This is a genomic window from Tatumella ptyseos ATCC 33301, assembly GCF_000735525.1.
Lineage (GTDB): Bacteria > Pseudomonadota > Gammaproteobacteria > Enterobacterales > Enterobacteriaceae > Tatumella > Tatumella ptyseos.
Map to the genome: position 1 here is coordinate 94824 of NZ_JMPR01000041.1, position 15943 is coordinate 110766.

Below are 15943 nucleotides of genomic sequence, written 5' to 3' on the forward strand. Positions count from 1 at the left end.
TAGTTTTGGTTTACAAGTTTATGTTAACAGCCGAAGATCTTCATTTTGATCGTCAACACATCTGGCATCCCTATACTTCGATGATCGATCCCCTGCCCTGTTATCCGGTGATTTCTGCACAAGGCTCGACATTGACGCTGGCCGATGGCCGCACCCTGACCGAGGGGATGTCGTCCTGGTGGGCAGCAATCCATGGCTATAACCACCCGCGACTGAACAGGGCCATGACAGAGCAGATAAGCCGCATGTCTCATGTCATGTTTGGCGGCATTACCCACCCGGCAGCCATTGAACTGAGCAGAAAGCTCGTTCGTATCACTCCCGACGGGCTGGATAAGGTCTTTCTGGCCGATTCAGGATCTGTGGCGGTGGAAGTCGCGATGAAAATGGCCGTCCAGTACTACAGCGGTGACCGCCAGCCACGAAAGAAGTTTATGACCATTCGTCAGGGCTACCATGGGGATACGTTTGCCGCCATGTCGGTGTGTGACCCGGACAATTCGATGCATGCCTTATGGAAGGGCTATCTGCCCGAACATCTGTTTGCCCCGGCCCCGCAAAGCCGTTTCACAGGCCCCTGGCAAAGCGGGGATATGCATGAGACACAACAGTTACTTGAGGCGCACCATGCCAGCCTGGCCGCGGTGATCCTGGAGCCTATTGTCCAGGGGGCCGGGGGCATGCGTTTTTATCATCCCGATTATCTGCGCCGGCTTCGTGAATTATGCGATCATTACGGGGTATTACTGATCGCCGATGAAATTGCCACCGGATTCGGACGTACCGGCCGGTTATTTGCCTGTGAGCACGCGGGGATTTCCCCGGATATTCTTTGCCTGGGGAAAGGACTGACCGGGGGGACGATGACACTCTCTGCGGTACTGACCCGTGAAGCGATCGCGGAAAAAATCAGTCTCAGTCCTGCCGGTTGCTTTATGCATGGGCCGACCTTTATGGGAAATCCGCTGGCATGCGCTGTCGCCTGTGCCAGTATTGAACTGCTGGAAGAAGGTCACTGGCCGGCGCAGGTGGCCGCTATTGAACGCCAGCTCTGCACAGAACTGATGCCGCTAAAGGGCCATCCTCAGGTGGCTGATGTCCGGGTATTGGGTGCTATCGGGGTGGTGGAATGTCATCAGCCCGTAAAAATGGCCGATATTCAGCAGTTTTTTGTCAATGAAGGGGTCTGGATCCGCCCGTTCGGCCGGCTGATTTACCTGATGCCCCCTTATATTATTCAGCCGCAGGAGCTGGCACAACTGACCGGCGCTATCCGTAAGGCCATAGAAAAACCTGAGCTGTTCGGTCACTGACCGGCATTGCACCTTTGGCCACACGGGCCGGGATCATCGCCCATTCTGCACCCGCGTTATCCGTCAACGCTACGCAACGCATAACCTGTATTCGCCCCCCGCAGGACACTGTCCACGGAGAACGGCAACAGTTTAGTGACTCACCGGGAGCCGCCTGAGGCAGCGGCTCCCGGTGTTCTGTTTCCGGCCGGGGCCAGAAAACTAAGCCACATCCGGTGAATACAGTGTCACCCACATCGGGCCCTGGCCTACCGCATAGCGGTTGAGAGGCGTGAGCAGACCATTCTGCTGAGAAATAGCATAGACTTCGATGTGATGCGATTTCTGTCCGGCAGCAATCACAAACCGGCCCTCGCCGTCGATATTAAAGCCACGGGGTTGTGTTTCGGTCGGCTGGTATCCTTCAATGGTCAGTGCTGCACCGTCGGCGCTGACAGAGAAAACGGTGATCGTACTGCTGGTACGGTCACAGGCATAAAGGAAACGGCCATCCGGGGTGAGATGGATATCCGCAGCCCAGCGCGTGTCATTGAAATCGTCAGGCATCATATCCAGAGTCTGCACGGTTTCTGCGCCCTGCGGAGTCAGTTTTAAGACGCTGACCGTGCTGTCGAGTTCATTCACCAGATAGGCATACTGGCCGGCCGGATGAAACGCCATATGGCGGGGGCCCGCACCTGCGACTGTTGCTATCTCTGCGCTGGCAGGTTCGGTCAGCTGATGTTCATGGCTCCAGCGGAATGCACAGACTCTGTCCTGTTTCAGGGCCGGAGCAAACAGCAGTGAGTCATCGTTGCTGATATTGGTGGAATGGCAGCCGTCCAGCCCACTGATCACCTGACTGACGTCCTGCGGTGATCCCTGAGCATCCAGCGGAGTAACGCTTATCAATCCGTCATGATAAAACGCGGTGAACAGAGCATTCCCCGCGTGATCCGTGGAAAGATGTGTCGGGCTGCCCGGAAGTGCTGCCTGTCCGGCTTCGGTCAGACAACCATCAGCGCCGATAGTATAAGCGATAACGCGGAATTCGGGACGTACGCCCACATAAAGCACCGGTTTAGTCGGATGAACGACCATTGGCTGTACCTGCCCGTTGACATCAATCACCTGCAATAAAGTCAGCGCTCCTGCCTCAGAGAGTTGCCAGACATGAATTTGCTGACTTTCGGGGCTGGCGGTATAAATAACTTGTTGCATGTATTCTCCTTACCTGGAATATGTCTCTTTCGGGTTCACCCCACTCTATCGCAATATGCCACCGCAAAAAATGATTTATTGATACCCACTTTTTTGGTAGCACTTCCGCTGCCGGGTTAAACTCTGTGAAACTCATCAGGAGCAGGTACAGATTTTATGAACTATCGCGTTATTGCCCTCGATCTGGACGGAACGTTACTGAATTCCGCAAAAACTATCCTGCCGGAAACCCTGGAAGCGCTTCACAAAGCACAGCAGTCCGGCGTTGACATTATTCTTGCTACCGGCCGCCATCACAGTGCAATTCACCCGTTTTATCAGGCACTGCAGTTAACCACCCCGGCGATCTGTTGCAACGGGACCTATCTGTATGATTATCCGCAGCAGCAGGTCTTAGACAATGATCCGATGACCGTCGGGCAGGCAGAGAAGATCATCCGTAGTCTGGAGACGTATCGCATCACGGGGTTACTTTATGCGGATGATGCCATGCTCTACCAGCAGCCAACCCCGCACGTGATACGTACTCAGGCGTGGGGCGAAAAACTGCCGGAAGCTCAGCGCCCGGTCTTTCGTCAGGTCCCCTCCCTGAGTGAGGCGGCCCGTCAGGCTAAACGGTTATGGAAATTTGCCCTCTCTCATCAGGATACTCAGCAACTGCATGCCTTTGTACAGCACATCACCGACGAAGCCGGAGTGACCTGTGAATGGTCCTGGGTGGACCAGGTCGATATTGCCCAACGGGGAAACAGTAAGGGAAAACGCCTGCAGGAATGGCTGACAAGCCGTGGACTGTCAATGCAGGATGTTATTGCTTTCGGGGATAACTACAATGACCTGAGTATGCTGGAAAGTGCCGGTCTCGGTGTGGCTATGGGGAATGCGGATGATGCGATTAAAGCCCGGGCCGGATGGGTCATTGGTGATAATAATCATCCGTCGATTGCCGAAGCAATATATCAGAAGGTTTTATAAGATAGCACGGTTCACCGATACGGCCTGCCCCTGCGGACAGGTCGCATCACGTCAATCAGTGGGTCGTCGAATGAGACGCCTGGTCATTATTACGGCGGGAACCTGAAATCAGGTTAAACAACTCACCCAGCACGTAAATTAACCCAAGCATAACGGCCGTCACGACCGGTACCATAATAATGGCCATCAACAGGCTTTGAAGCAGTTCCAGCATATGAACCTCAGTCTGTTTATAAAAGAGGTAGTTTATCGACTGCCCCGGGGAATGCCCATTGCTTTTTGTGCTTTTACATTTCATTACTGCGTAGCTCACCTGTCCTGCCGATAACACGAGTCAGGTGAAATCCACAAAGGAATTATCATGCAGGCAAATATCTCTCTGGTGATCCATCTCAGCAACAAGCTGTTTGCTGACCCCCGGCGGATCAGGCTGCTGCTGGCGATTGAAGAGACCGGTTCTATTTCACGGGGAGCCCGGCTGGCGGAAATCAGTTACAAAACCGCCTGGGATGCGATTGATGCAATGAATACCCTGGCTGAACAAACCATTGTCGAACGGGTTGCCGGGGGAAAAGGCGGTGGCGGTGCCCACCTCACGGTCTATGGCCGACGGATGCTCCGGTTATATCAGTTACTGGAACAGATCCAGCAGAAAGCATTTGATGTGCTGCAGGAAGACAACCAGCCTCTGAACAGCCTGCCGGGTGCTATCTCACGCTTCTCATTACAAACCAGTGCCCGTAATCAGTTGTCCGGTACCGTCGCCGATCGCCACTCAGACGGTGTGCTGGAAACCATCACGGTATTACTGAGTGATAAACATACCCGTGTGCAGGTAACTATCACTCACGGGAGTGGCGAACGGTTACAGATAATGCCGGATAAAGAGGTGCTGGTGCTGATTAAGGCGCCCTGGCTGAAAGTACATCCCCGCCCGGCCGGGGAGGAAAATCAGTTTCCGGTGACGATTTCCGCGATCACACCCGGCCACACCGGCACCGAAGTTCTGATGCAACTGGCAAACGGTGAGACTCTCTGCGCTACCCTGCCCCCCGGAGAGACAAATTTCACCGAAGGTCAGCCCGCCTGGGCCAGTTTCGACGCCGCCAATGCCTTACTGGCCAGCCTGAATTAATCTTCCCGGTGAAGATAATCGCACAAAGTGAATGTTTGACATCCGCCAGCCTGCCGGATACAACTGTGTAAAACAGTGCGTAAATTGGTATATAACATGGCATCATTGCATATTTCGCAAGGCTCATTCCGTTTAGGTAAACACCGGACGCTTGAGATTGAGCAACTGAATATCCGCGCCGGTGAGAGCTGGGCCTTTGTCGGCACCAACGGTAGCGGGAAATCGTCACTGGCAAAAGCCATTGCCGGGGAGTTGCCGCCGGAACGGGGTGAACTGGCTGAGGACTTTCCGCGGGTGACCCGGCTGTCACTGGAACAGCTTTCCCGGCTGGTGGCCGATGAGTGGCAACGCAGTAATACCGATCTGTTCAGTGAGGGGGAAAATGATCAGGGCAGGCTGACCCGCGATATTATTATGGACAGTGTGCAGGATGAGGCACGCTGCCTGGAACTAAGCGATCTGCTGGGGATCCGACCGTTGCTGGATCGCCCGTTTAAATTTCTGTCCACCGGGGAAACCCGTAAAACGCTTCTCTGTCAGGCACTGATGGTCGCCCCGGCTCTGCTGGTGCTGGATGAACCCTTCGATGGTCTGGATGTGCTTTCCCGGCAAAATCTGACCCGGTTACTGAACAGCCTGTATGAGCAGGGAACAACATTAGTTCTGGTACTGAATCGTTTCGAAGATATCCCGGAGTTTATTGACCATGTGGGCGTTCTGGCGGAATGTACCCTAAGCTATACCGGCCCCCGTCAGCAGGTACTGGCAGAAGCGCTGGTCGCTCAGCTGGCACACAGTGAAAATCTGCACTCCGTTGCCTTGCCGGAGCCGGATAACCTGGCCACCCTGCAAAGTGATCAGGACGCGATACCGCCGGTGATCCTGCGTAATGGCCGGGTTTCCTGGGAAGATAAACCCGTCATTGATGGCCTGGACTGGCAGGTCAGCCCGGGTGAACACTGGCAGATTATCGGGCCGAACGGTGCAGGAAAGTCAACACTGCTCAGCCTGATCACCGGCGACCATCCGCAGGGCTACAGCAATGACCTGACATTGTTTGGCATCCGTCGTGGCAGCGGTGAGACCATCTGGGATATCAAACAACATATCGGGTATGTCAGCAGCAGCCTGCACCTGGAATATCGGGTCAGTGCTTCGGTAAGAACCGTCATTCTGTCCGGTTTCTTTGACTCTATCGGGCTATATGAAGCGGTATCAGATCGCCAGAAGCATCTGGCGAGCGGGTGGTTAGCATTGCTGGGTATGAATAATGCGCTGGCAGATGCCCCTTTCCACAGTTTGTCCTGGGGTCAGCAACGTTTAGTTCTGATAGTCAGGGCGCTGGTAAAACATCCGCGCCTGTTGATCCTTGATGAACCCTTACAGGGACTGGATGCGATTAACCGGCAACTGGTTCGCCGGTTTATCAATATTCTGATCGGTGAGGGGCGCACACAATTACTGTTTGTCTCCCACCATGCAGAAGATGCCCCGGACTGTATTACCCATCGTCTGAGCTTCGTGGCGGACGGGCAGCGCTACACGTATCAGCAGGACGCCCTGACGTCCTGATCCTTTCCCGACGGGAAGCTGATCTTCCCGTCATTTGAGTTATCCCTGCCGTCTTTCCCGCCCCGGTAACGGTTAAAATCTCTGAAAACAACCTAAGCTCTCTTGTGTAAACGTTTCCATTACTCCACACTACTCAAAAATCCATTCTATACTCACTGTCAGAGTCAGGCTTTTCTGACCCCGCAGCCAGGCGATTCTCAGGAATATATTATGTCTGAATTTAATCCGGTCGATCATCCGCACCGCCGCTATAACCCGCTGGCCGATAAATGGGTGCTGGTTTCCCCTCATCGGGCTAAACGTCCCTGGCAGGGGGCCCGGGAAACACCCGCAGAAGCGAAACTCCCTGCCCATGATCCGGACTGTTTTTTGTGTGCAGGTAATCCGCGTATCGGCGGGGAAAAAAATCCTGACTATACCGGTACCTGGGTATTTACCAATGATTTTGCCGCCCTGATGCCCGATACTCCGCAAGCCCCGGAAAACGATGACCCTCTGCTGCGCTGTGAAAGTGCCCGTGGTACCAGCCGGGTGATCTGCTTTTCGCCGGATCACAGTAAAACGCTGCCGGAATTATCCACTGAAGCCCTCGGCGAAGTGATACGGACCTGGCAGGAACAAACCCGCGAACTGGGTCAGTCATGGCCCTGGGTTCAGGTGTTCGAAAATAAAGGTGCCGCGATGGGGTGCTCAAACCCTCACCCGCACGGCCAGGTCTGGGCCAACAGTTTTCTGCCCAACGAAGCCTTGCAGGAAGATCGTTTGCAGCGCGACTATTTTGAGAAGCATGGCTCCCCGATGCTACTGGACTATGTCAGCCGTGAACTGGCTAACGGGCAGCGGACAGTTGTGGAAACAGAACACTGGCTGGCCGTGGTTCCCTGGTGGGCCGCATGGCCTTTTGAAACCTTACTGCTGCCGAAAACCGCAGTCTCACGTCTGAACGAATTATCTGCGGCGCAAAGCAGTGACCTGGCCATTGCCCTGAAAAAACTGACCAGCCGCTATGACAATCTCTTCCGGTGCTCATTCCCCTATTCCATGGGCTGGCACGGTGCGCCGTTTACCGGTGATCCTGCCAATCACTGGCAATTACATGCCCATTTCTATCCGCCGTTATTGCGCTCGGCCAGCGTGCGGAAGTTTATGGTCGGTTATGAAATGCTGGCAGAGTCACAACGGGACTTAACCGCGGAACAGGCTGCCGGACAATTACGGGCAGTGAGCGATATCCATTACAGGGAGGCAAAATAATATGCAGCTGAAGGAAACCACAGAAAACCTTTTCAGAGACGCATTTAGTTATCCGCCTGAACGCACCTTTCAGGCACCCGGTCGCGTAAATCTGATTGGTGAACATACAGACTATAACGACGGTTTTGTGCTTCCCTGCGCTATCGATTACCAGACGGTGATCAGTTGTGCCCGGCGTCAGGATCATCGGGTGCGGGTCATCGCTGCCGATTATGACAATGCGATGGACGAATTCTCCCTTGACGATCCCATCGTGCCGGTGCAGGAACCTCTCTGGGCCAACTATATCCGAGGGGTATTCCGCCATTTGCGGCAGCGACAGGCGGGATTCGGCGGGATGGACATGGTCGTCAGCGGCAATGTGCCGCAGGGAGCCGGGCTCAGCTCATCAGCCTCACTGGAAGTGGCCACAGGTACCGCGATACAACAGTTATGGGGGCTGTCACTCACGCCGTCAGAAATCGCACTGATCAGTCAGGAAGCCGAAAATCAGTTTGTCGGATGTCACTGCGGCATTATGGATCAGATGATTTCCGCGCTGGGTAAAAAGCACCATGCTCTGCTGCTGGATTGCCGCACTCTCGATACACGGGCCGTACCGATGCCGGAAAATGCAGCCGTGGTCATTATTAACTCTAATTTCAAACGCACTCTGGTGGGCAGTGAATATAACACCCGCAGAGAGCAATGCGATACCGGTGCCCGACTGTTTAACCAGCCAGCTTTACGGGATGTGACGCTCGCCCGGTTCAGCACCGTCAGTGCAGACATTGATCCGGTAGTGGCACGGCGGGTCCGGCATATTCTGACCGAGAATCAACGTACGCTGGATGCTGCCGAAGCCCTCATCCGGGGCGATTTAGTCACCATGGGCCGGCTGATGGCCGATTCCCATGCCTCAATGCGGGATGATTTTGAAATCACCGTGCCGCAGATAGATACGCTGGTCGATATCGTTAAATCGGTGATCGGTGACGAAGGCGGCGTACGGATGACCGGAGGCGGGTTTGGTGGCTGTGTCGTCGCGCTGATCCCCGGGCATAAAGTGGAAGAGGTCCGCAACGTCGTTGCCGGACAGTACGAAGCCAGAACCGGTATTAAAGAAACCTTTTATGTTTGCCATGCGTCAGAAGGAGCCGGTGAATGTTAGCACACACCCCGCCCGGACCCGACGGTATGCCGTTACGGGTGACGGTCTTACGTAATGCCAACGGTATGGATGTCACCTTTATGGATTTGGGGGCCACCTGGCTCTCAGCCAGAGTGCCTCTGAACGATGGCAGTGTCCGTGAAGCCCTCCTGGGATGCGCGACCCCTGAGGATTATCTTCATCAGTCAGCCTATCTGGGGGCCTGTGTCGGTCGTTATGCGAACCGGATTGCACAGTCCTTTCTGACCCGAACTCAGCATTCTCTGATCCCGAACCAGCCTCCTCATCAGTTACATGGCGGGCCGGAAGGATTCAGCCATCGTCGCTGGCTGATAGTCAGTCAGTCCCCGACGGACGTGCGCTACCGTCTGCACTCACCGGACGGTGACCAGGGGTTCCCTGGCAATCTGACAACGGAAGTTCACTATCAACTGACGGATGATAATTCGCTGATCATTACCTATCAGGCTGAAACGGATCAGCCCTGCCCGGTCGCATTAACGAATCATGCTTATTTTAACCTTGATGCATGTCAAGGTGATGCCCGCCAACATCGGTTAAAAATAGAGGCAGATCACTATTTACCGGTGAACCGTGAGGGGATCCCTGAACACGGTTTAACATCTGTTGCAGACACCGGATTCGACTTTCGTCAGCCGAAGACCATTGCTGATGATTTTATGAAGGATACCGACCAACAGGCCGTCGGGGGGTATGACCACGCTTTTCTGCTGAATCATCCGGCAGATGACTCAGTGGAGGCTGCGCGATTGTGGTCCGGGGATAATAAACTCAGTCTGGCGGTCACTACCTCGGCCCCGGCATTACAGTTCTACTCCGGTAATTTTTTAGACGGTACCCCGGCACGCCAGGGAACCTGGCAGAATTATCAGGGGATCGCTCTGGAGAGCGGATTCCTGCCGGACTCGCCTAATCATCCGGAATGGCCGCAACCGGATTGCTGGTTACAGCCTGGCGATAAACTGCAGTCAGTCACCCGCTATCAGCTGATCCCGGCATAGCACGTTGACGAAATATACTGCGGACAACCCGTTCCGGACTTACACCGGCCGCTGTTTTCCGCTATGGTAAAGCTATATTGTCCGGCCTGTTTCCGGCCCAGACACCGTTTCCATAATCATAGAAATTTAAAAGCATTAAGGAGTTAAGCGATGGCAGTAACTAAGCTTGTTCTGGTACGCCACGGCGAAAGTCAGTGGAATCAGGAAAACCGCTTTACCGGCTGGTACGATGTGGACCTGTCTGATAAAGGCCGCGAAGAAGCGAAAGCCGCAGGTAAATTACTGAAAAAAGAAGGTTTCAGTTTCGACTTCGCCTATACCTCTGTACTTAAGCGTGCGATCCACACTCTGTGGAGTGTTCTCGACGAACTCGACCAGGTCTGGCTGCCGGTGGAAAAATCATGGCGCCTGAATGAGCGTCATTATGGTGCCTTACAGGGGCTGAACAAAGCGGAAACCGCTGAAAAATACGGTGATGAGCAGGTAAAACAATGGCGTCGTGGTTTTGCTGTCACTCCGCCGGAACTGGAGCGCAGCGATGAACGTTTCCCGGGCCACGACCCGCGTTATGCTTCCCTGACTGAAGCGCAACTCCCGACCACAGAAAGCCTGGCACTGACCATTGAACGTGTGATCCCGTTCTGGGAAGACGCTATTCTGCCTCGCCTGAAAACCGGCGAGAAGGTGATTATCGCGGCACACGGTAACTCTCTGCGTGCGTTAATCAAATATCTGGACAAAATGTCTGAAGATGAAATTCTTGAGCTGAATATCCCGACAGGTGTCCCTCTGGTCTATGAGTTTGATGAAAACTTTAAACCACTGAAACGTTACTACCTGGGCGATGCGGATGAAATCGCAGCGAAAGCAGCGGCGGTGGCTAATCAGGGTAAAGCGAAGTAAGCATTCAGGAGCCTTCAGGTTCTGATAAAACGGCCGGAAACTCCGGCCGTTTTTTTTAACCAAAAATCATGCTGTACGACGATCACGAACCGCTTGCGCAAGTTGCTGCAACACCTGTGCGGTCGCATCCCATCCGATACAGGCATCAGTGACGCTCTGACCATAAACCAGCGTTCCGGCATCGGGATTCTGATTCCCTTCCACCAGATGACTTTCGATCATCACACCCATAATGCTCTGATCGCCGCCTGCGATTTGCCCGGCAACGTCCGTCGCCACTTCCAGCTGTTTCTGATATTGCTTAGAGCTGTTTGCGTGGCTGAAATCGATCATAATCTTCGGGTCCAGACCGGCACGGAGTAATCCCTCCCTCACCTCTGCCACATCAGACGCATGGTAATTGGGGGCTTTACCGCCACGCAGGATAATATGGCAGTCTTTATTCCCGGAGGTTTCGACAATCGCTGAATGGCCGTATTTAGTGACTGACAGGAAGCAGTGCCCCGCCGCCGCGGCATTGATAGCATCAATGGCCACTTTAATCGTACCGTCGGTGCCGTTTTTAAACCCGACCGGGCAGGACAGCCCGGAGGCCAGTTCACGATGCACCTGTGATTCGGTAGTACGGGCACCGATGGCCCCCCAGCTCATCAGGTCAGCCAGATATTGCGGGGTGATCATATCCAGAAACTCCCCGGCGGCCGGTAAGCCCGTATCATTAATGTCTGATAACAGTTTACGTGCAACTCTCAGACCGTCATTAATCCGGAAACTGCCATCCATCTGCGGGTCATTGATCAGTCCTTTCCAGCCTACGGTGGTCCGGGGTTTTTCAAAATAGACACGCATGACAATTTCCAGTTCACCCGACAGCTGATGACGAAGCTGCAGCAATTTACCGGCGTATTCCAGCGCTGCCTGCGGGTCATGGATAGAGCACGGGCCTATCACCACGAGCAGACGGTCATCCTTTCCCTGTAAAATATTCTGAATGGCCTGACGGCATTCAAAAACTGTGGTTGCCGCAGCGTCAGAGGCCGGATACTTTTCCAGCAATGCTATTGGCGGGAGGAGTTCTTTAATCTCCCGGATCCTTAAATCGTCATTCTGGTAGTTCATAACAGTTCCAAAAAATGAGTGTAAAAAATCTCTATCACTCTAGCCTGCAGCGAGACCAGAGTAAATTAGCTTTAACCTTGCTATTTTGCTCACTTTACTGAAAATTGTCTGTTAAACCGCTCGCAGGTCTGAAGGAACCGCCTGAAATAGCCCTGTCACGGTCACTCAGTCGGCACAACCTATGCCATACTGATAACCTGTTTTTACAGGCTGTCTGCCCGGTTTTCAGGGCTGAGCAGAGTAACAATAACAATGATCAGGATGAATTTTCCCCATGGCTCATTCACATAACCACGCACCTGCCAGTGTTAACCGCTCACGGTTACTGGCAGCTTTTATCGTGACCGCTCTCTTTATGCTGGTGGAAGTCATTGGCGGCTGGATCTCCGGTTCTCTGGCATTACTGGCCGATGCCGGACATATGCTGACTGATGCCGGGGCATTATTACTGGCATTGCTGGCAACACACTTTTCTCAGCGCGCACCGGCAAAACATCAGACTTTCGGGTTACTGAGACTGAACACCATCGCAGCCTTTATTAATGCCCTCGCGTTACTGGTGATCACTGTTTTGATTGTGTGGGAGGCCCTGTTGCGTTTCCATTCACCGCAACCGGTCGCCGGCGGGCTGATGCTGGGGATTGCCGTGGCCGGGTTACTGGCAAATATTCTCTGTTTTTATCTTCTGAAACAGGGGCACGGAGAAGAGAATCTAAATGTCCGGGCGGCGGCACTTCATGTGCTGGGTGACCTGCTTGGCTCTGCCGGCGCGGTGGTGGCCGCCTTACTCATTTTATGGACCGGATGGACCCCCTTTGACCCGATTCTTTCGATTCTGGTCTCTCTGCTGGTACTGAATAGCGCAAGACAACTGCTACGTGACAGTTTACGTGAGCTGCTGGAGCATGCACCGGCAGATATCGATATCGATAAACTTCGCCGTCAGCTGACCCTGAATATTGCGGAAATACGTAATGTTCATCACGTTCACCTCTGGCAGGTGGGCGAAAAAAAGGTTCTGACGTTACATGCCCGGGTCATCCCCAATTATCAACAGGATGAATTACTGAGGCGCATTCATGACTGGCTGAAAGCGAATTATGCAATAGCCCATGCGACGGTACAGCTTGAATATCAGGAATGTCCGCAACCGGAATGTCAGTTGGGTACGGAAGAGGCACCCGGGGAGGATGAGCATCACCCTCCCCGGGAATATGAAGGGTCTTTACATCATTGATGACGGCTGAGTGCGCGGGAATGATGCTCCCGTGCACTGGCTATCCATAACCGGCAACCATTCAGTGCAATAAACGTCAGTACGACATATTCCAGCGACATCGCATACACCCCTTGCAGGGCGAAAATACCGATACTGATCAGATTGATCACTACCCACAGCAGCCAGTTTTCCACATATTTGCGGGTCATTAACACCATTGCCACAACCGACAACACGGTCATACAGGCATCCCAGAACGGATAGGCATCCGGCTGTAAGGGGGGAACCGACACACTGAAACCGGCCAGTTGAAGCAGCTTAACCATGGTGGCAGACAGCGCCCCGAAAACCGGATCAATAAAGCAGGTCAGTAACCCGATAGCAATGACCACCACCACCAGCCAGACTAACGTCTGTCGGCGTGACATCCAGCGGATAGATAAGGAGGGATCGCTGCCGGACGCATGACGGGTCCAGGCATACCAGCCATAAATATTGGCGAGGAAAAAGAAGATCTGCAATAACAGGCTGGAGTAGAGCTGGATCTGGAAGAAAATCAGTGCAAATAACGTGACATTGATCAGGCCGAAAAGATAATTAATAACCTTTTCTTTACTGGCCAGCCAGATACAAAGTAAACCGCAGAGGGTTCCTGTCGCTTCAATCCAGGAGAGGTTATAACCTCCCCGCCCGATAGGAATATGAACCAGCAAATGGTTAATACTGAAAAAATCCATCCTCACTCCCTTTCGTACAGCCGGACGCCGATTGTTTAATATAGAAAACCACAAGGCCGGATAATGCCACAATACTTACTGATAACACAGTTTTGTTTTATACATTAAACCACAATAGACATTATCACCCTGAATTAGCTGGCACCCGTCCGGAAATCTTTAGCTTCCAGCGTGAGTAATTGCTGCTTAACATCCAGTCCGCCTGCAAACCCGGTCAGACTCCCGTTGGCACCAATTACCCGGTGACAGGGAACGATCACCGATAGCGGATTTCTGCCATTGGCTGCACCGACCGCCCGCATGGCTTTCGGGCGATGAATACGTTCTGCTATGTCACGATAGCTTCGCGTTTCACCGTAAGGAATTTCGCGCAATGCCTGCCATACCTCACACTGGAAAGGGGTACCTTCAAACTGTAGCGGTAAATCAAAGGTTTGTCGCTGACAGTTAAAATATTCTGTTAACTGGTATGCCGCCTGTTCCAGTACCGGATGATCCGTCACCCGCAATTCAGGATGGGCTCTGATGCGGGAAGGTCGTTCATTTTCCCAGGCCACGGCAGCCAGCCCCTGCTCACCGGCAATCAATGTCAGCTCACCGACCGGAGTCAGCAATAATCTGTAATAGTACATATAACGTCTCCCTGCGCTGCACAATGCGGACCATTATGCCACGTTCGCGCCGGGGAACCGGCGGTTTTCGGACAGCGGATTATTTAGTTTCCATGTCCGGAAACCGCCAGTCATTCGGGCGTTATACTTATACGCTGAGCGCCTGAACAGGAGAGAACCATGAACGATGAAGAGAGTGCTTATCAGGCGATGGTCAGCCGTGACAGGCGTTTTGACGGCCTTTTTTATGTCGCCGTGCGTACGACCGGTATTTACTGCCGACCGGTTTGTCCGGCACGTAAACCCTTACGTAAAAATTGCCATTTTTTTCGCTATGCGGAACAGGCCGAAAAAGCCGGCTACCGGCCCTGCCTGAGATGCCGGCCGGAACTTGCCCCTGGCCACGCGCCCATAGACCAGGCCGCGTCTCTGTGCCAGCAATTCATCGACGCTATTGAGTCCGGTCTGCTGGATAGCGGGAGCTCTCTCCCCGAAATAGCCAGACGCTTTTCGCTCAGTGAACGTCAGTTCAGGCGTATTCTGCATCAGCAACTGGGGATCAGTCCGCAGGAGTTACGCCAGAGCCGGCGGCTGAAACTTGCCCGGCAACTACTGACCGAGACCCGGCTGCCGGTGACGTCTATCGCATTTACCAGTGGTTTCGGCAGTATCCGCCAGTTTAATTCCGCGTTTCTCACCCATTACCATCTGGCCCCGTCAGCCTTCAGGAAAAGTCTGCCTGCCCTGCCGGATCCACAGCAGCATCAGACAGAAAAAGTCCGGTTATCTTATCGCCCGCCTTTCGCCTGGCACGCCCTGCTCCGTTTTCTCGCCGGGCGCGGTATTAAAGACGTTGAGTGGATAGACGGTGAATATTACCTGCGCACCCTGGCTATTGGTCAGTGCCGGGGGTGGATCCGCGTGGGAGATGATCCCCGGCAACATTGTCTGCGGGTAGAGTTCAGCCACTCGCTGACCCCGGTGTTACCGGTGTTGTTACAACGGTTACGGCAACTTTTTGATTTGAGTGCGAGGCCTGATCAGATAGCCGATCATCTGTCCCGGGATCCTCTGCTGGCTCCGTTAGTGCTGCAAAGCCCCGGCCTGCGGGTACCAGGCTGCTTTGAGCCTTTTGAACTGGCGGTCAGGGCTATCCTCGGGCAGCAAGTCACCGTCGCGGCAGCGACAACGCTGAGTAAACGGCTGGCGGCCAGGTTCGGACAGCCGGTGGTCACCCCCTTCCCTGAGCTGAGCCGCCTTGCGCCGACAGCGGAGGATTTTATCGGGGCGACCACGGACGATATCGGCTCTCTGGGGATTGTGGGGAGCCGTATCAATGCGATTCTGGCGCTGGCGGACGCCACCCGGCACGGCCTGTTCAGAGAACTGCAAAACGAGCCTCAGCAAAGGGGACCGCAGAGACTGACTGAATTACCCGGCATTGGCCCCTGGACAGCACAATATATTGCAATGCGGGCCTTTTCATTGACGGATGCTTTCCCTAAAGAAGACATAGCACTGCGTAAAGCCCTCGGCGGACTGACGCCCCGTGCTGCAGAACAACGCTCGCTGATCTGGCGTCCCTGGCGGAGTTATGCCGTCATGCTGTTATGGCAGGCGGAGGAAAATAAGAAACCGGCGGCAAAGCTGTAAACGTGGGGACAGGTGAAAAGAGTCGCTGCCGGCCGGACGGGTCACAGAAACGAAAAAAGCCCCCTGAGGGGGCTTTTTTC

General features: G+C 53.8%; 15 protein-coding genes. 10 read left to right on the plus strand and 5 right to left on the minus strand.

Going from position 1 to position 15943, the window contains the following annotated elements; translation table 11 throughout:
* The first annotated feature begins 20 nt into the window (after window positions 1-20).
* Window positions 21-1313, plus strand: a complete 1293-nt coding sequence (gene bioA / locus GTPT_RS13625) for an adenosylmethionine--8-amino-7-oxononanoate transaminase (RefSeq protein ID WP_025902928.1) — start codon at window positions 21-23, stop codon at window positions 1311-1313.
* Between the two features lie 201 nt (window positions 1314-1514).
* Here bioA and pgl read toward each other — a convergent pair whose 3' ends face one another.
* Complete coding sequence (gene pgl / locus GTPT_RS13630) at window positions 1515-2513, minus strand: 6-phosphogluconolactonase (protein ID WP_029990772.1); 999 nt, start codon at window positions 2511-2513, stop codon at window positions 1515-1517.
* A 156-nt stretch (window positions 2514-2669) separates the two neighbouring features.
* Here pgl and GTPT_RS13635 point away from each other — a divergent pair, with 156 nt between their 5' ends.
* Window positions 2670-3488 (plus strand): pyridoxal phosphatase, encoded by an 819-nt coding sequence (locus GTPT_RS13635; RefSeq protein WP_029990770.1) that lies wholly within the window; start codon window positions 2670-2672, stop codon window positions 3486-3488.
* A 55-nt stretch (window positions 3489-3543) separates the two neighbouring features.
* On the opposite strand, the gene GTPT_RS13640 is transcribed toward GTPT_RS13635, so the two are convergent.
* Window positions 3544-3702, minus strand: a complete 159-nt coding sequence (locus GTPT_RS13640; protein ID WP_025902931.1) for an AcrZ family multidrug efflux pump-associated protein — start codon at window positions 3700-3702, stop codon at window positions 3544-3546.
* A 147-nt stretch (window positions 3703-3849) separates the two neighbouring features.
* On the opposite strand from GTPT_RS13640, the gene GTPT_RS13645 reads away from it, so the two are divergent.
* The 6 genes from GTPT_RS13645 (at window position 3850) to gpmA (ending at window position 10524) form a co-directional block, all read left to right on the plus strand.
* Window positions 3850-4623 carry a TOBE domain-containing protein gene (locus GTPT_RS13645; RefSeq protein WP_029990768.1) on the plus strand — a complete coding sequence of 258 codons (774 nt, stop codon included), beginning with the start codon at window positions 3850-3852 and terminating at the stop codon, window positions 4621-4623.
* 96 nt (window positions 4624-4719) lie between these two features.
* Complete coding sequence (gene modF / locus GTPT_RS13650) at window positions 4720-6195, plus strand: molybdate ABC transporter ATP-binding protein ModF (RefSeq protein ID WP_029990766.1); 1476 nt, start codon at window positions 4720-4722, stop codon at window positions 6193-6195.
* Window positions 6196-6405: 210 nt separating this feature from the next.
* A complete protein-coding gene (gene galT, locus GTPT_RS13655; protein WP_029990764.1) occupies window positions 6406-7449 on the plus strand; it encodes a galactose-1-phosphate uridylyltransferase in 1044 nt (347 codons plus the stop codon).
* Window position 7450: 1 nt separating this feature from the next.
* Window positions 7451-8599: a galactokinase gene (gene galK, locus GTPT_RS13660; protein WP_029990762.1), complete on the plus strand. Its 1149-nt coding sequence runs from the start codon at window positions 7451-7453 to the stop codon at window positions 8597-8599.
* Window positions 8593-9621: a galactose-1-epimerase gene (gene galM / locus GTPT_RS13665; protein WP_025902936.1), complete on the plus strand. Its 1029-nt coding sequence runs from the start codon at window positions 8593-8595 to the stop codon at window positions 9619-9621. Before galK ends, galM begins: the two co-directional genes overlap by 7 nt.
* A 150-nt stretch (window positions 9622-9771) precedes the next feature.
* Entirely contained in the window at window positions 9772-10524 is a 753-nt protein-coding gene (gene gpmA / locus GTPT_RS13670) for a 2,3-diphosphoglycerate-dependent phosphoglycerate mutase (RefSeq protein ID WP_025902937.1), read from the plus strand.
* 66 nt (window positions 10525-10590) lie between these two features.
* On the opposite strand, the gene aroG is transcribed toward gpmA, so the two are convergent.
* Window positions 10591-11643: a 3-deoxy-7-phosphoheptulonate synthase AroG gene (gene aroG, locus GTPT_RS13675; RefSeq protein WP_025902938.1), complete on the minus strand. Its 1053-nt coding sequence runs from the start codon at window positions 11641-11643 to the stop codon at window positions 10591-10593.
* Between the two features lie 274 nt (window positions 11644-11917).
* Between aroG and zitB the strand changes: the two genes are divergently transcribed.
* Window positions 11918-12880 carry a CDF family zinc transporter ZitB gene (gene zitB / locus GTPT_RS13680; protein ID WP_051170821.1) on the plus strand — a complete coding sequence of 321 codons (963 nt, stop codon included), beginning with the start codon at window positions 11918-11920 and terminating at the stop codon, window positions 12878-12880.
* Here zitB and pnuC read toward each other — a convergent pair.
* Both pnuC and GTPT_RS13690 read right to left on the minus strand, forming a co-directional pair.
* Window positions 12874-13599, minus strand: coding sequence for a nicotinamide riboside transporter PnuC (pnuC, locus tag GTPT_RS13685; protein ID WP_025902940.1), 726 nt, complete (start codon window positions 13597-13599; stop codon window positions 12874-12876). The genes zitB and pnuC overlap by 7 nt on opposite strands.
* A gap of 134 nt (window positions 13600-13733) precedes the next feature.
* Window positions 13734-14231, minus strand: coding sequence for a methylated-DNA--[protein]-cysteine S-methyltransferase (locus tag GTPT_RS13690; protein WP_025902941.1), 498 nt, complete (start codon window positions 14229-14231; stop codon window positions 13734-13736).
* 159 nt (window positions 14232-14390) lie between these two features.
* Here GTPT_RS13690 and GTPT_RS13695 point away from each other — a divergent pair, with 159 nt between their 5' ends.
* The gene (locus GTPT_RS13695) at window positions 14391-15863 is read left to right on the plus strand and encodes an AlkA N-terminal domain-containing protein (RefSeq protein ID WP_029990759.1); all 1473 of its coding nucleotides are present in this window, start codon (window positions 14391-14393) and stop codon (window positions 15861-15863) included.
* The last annotated feature ends 80 nt before the right edge of the window (window positions 15864-15943 follow it).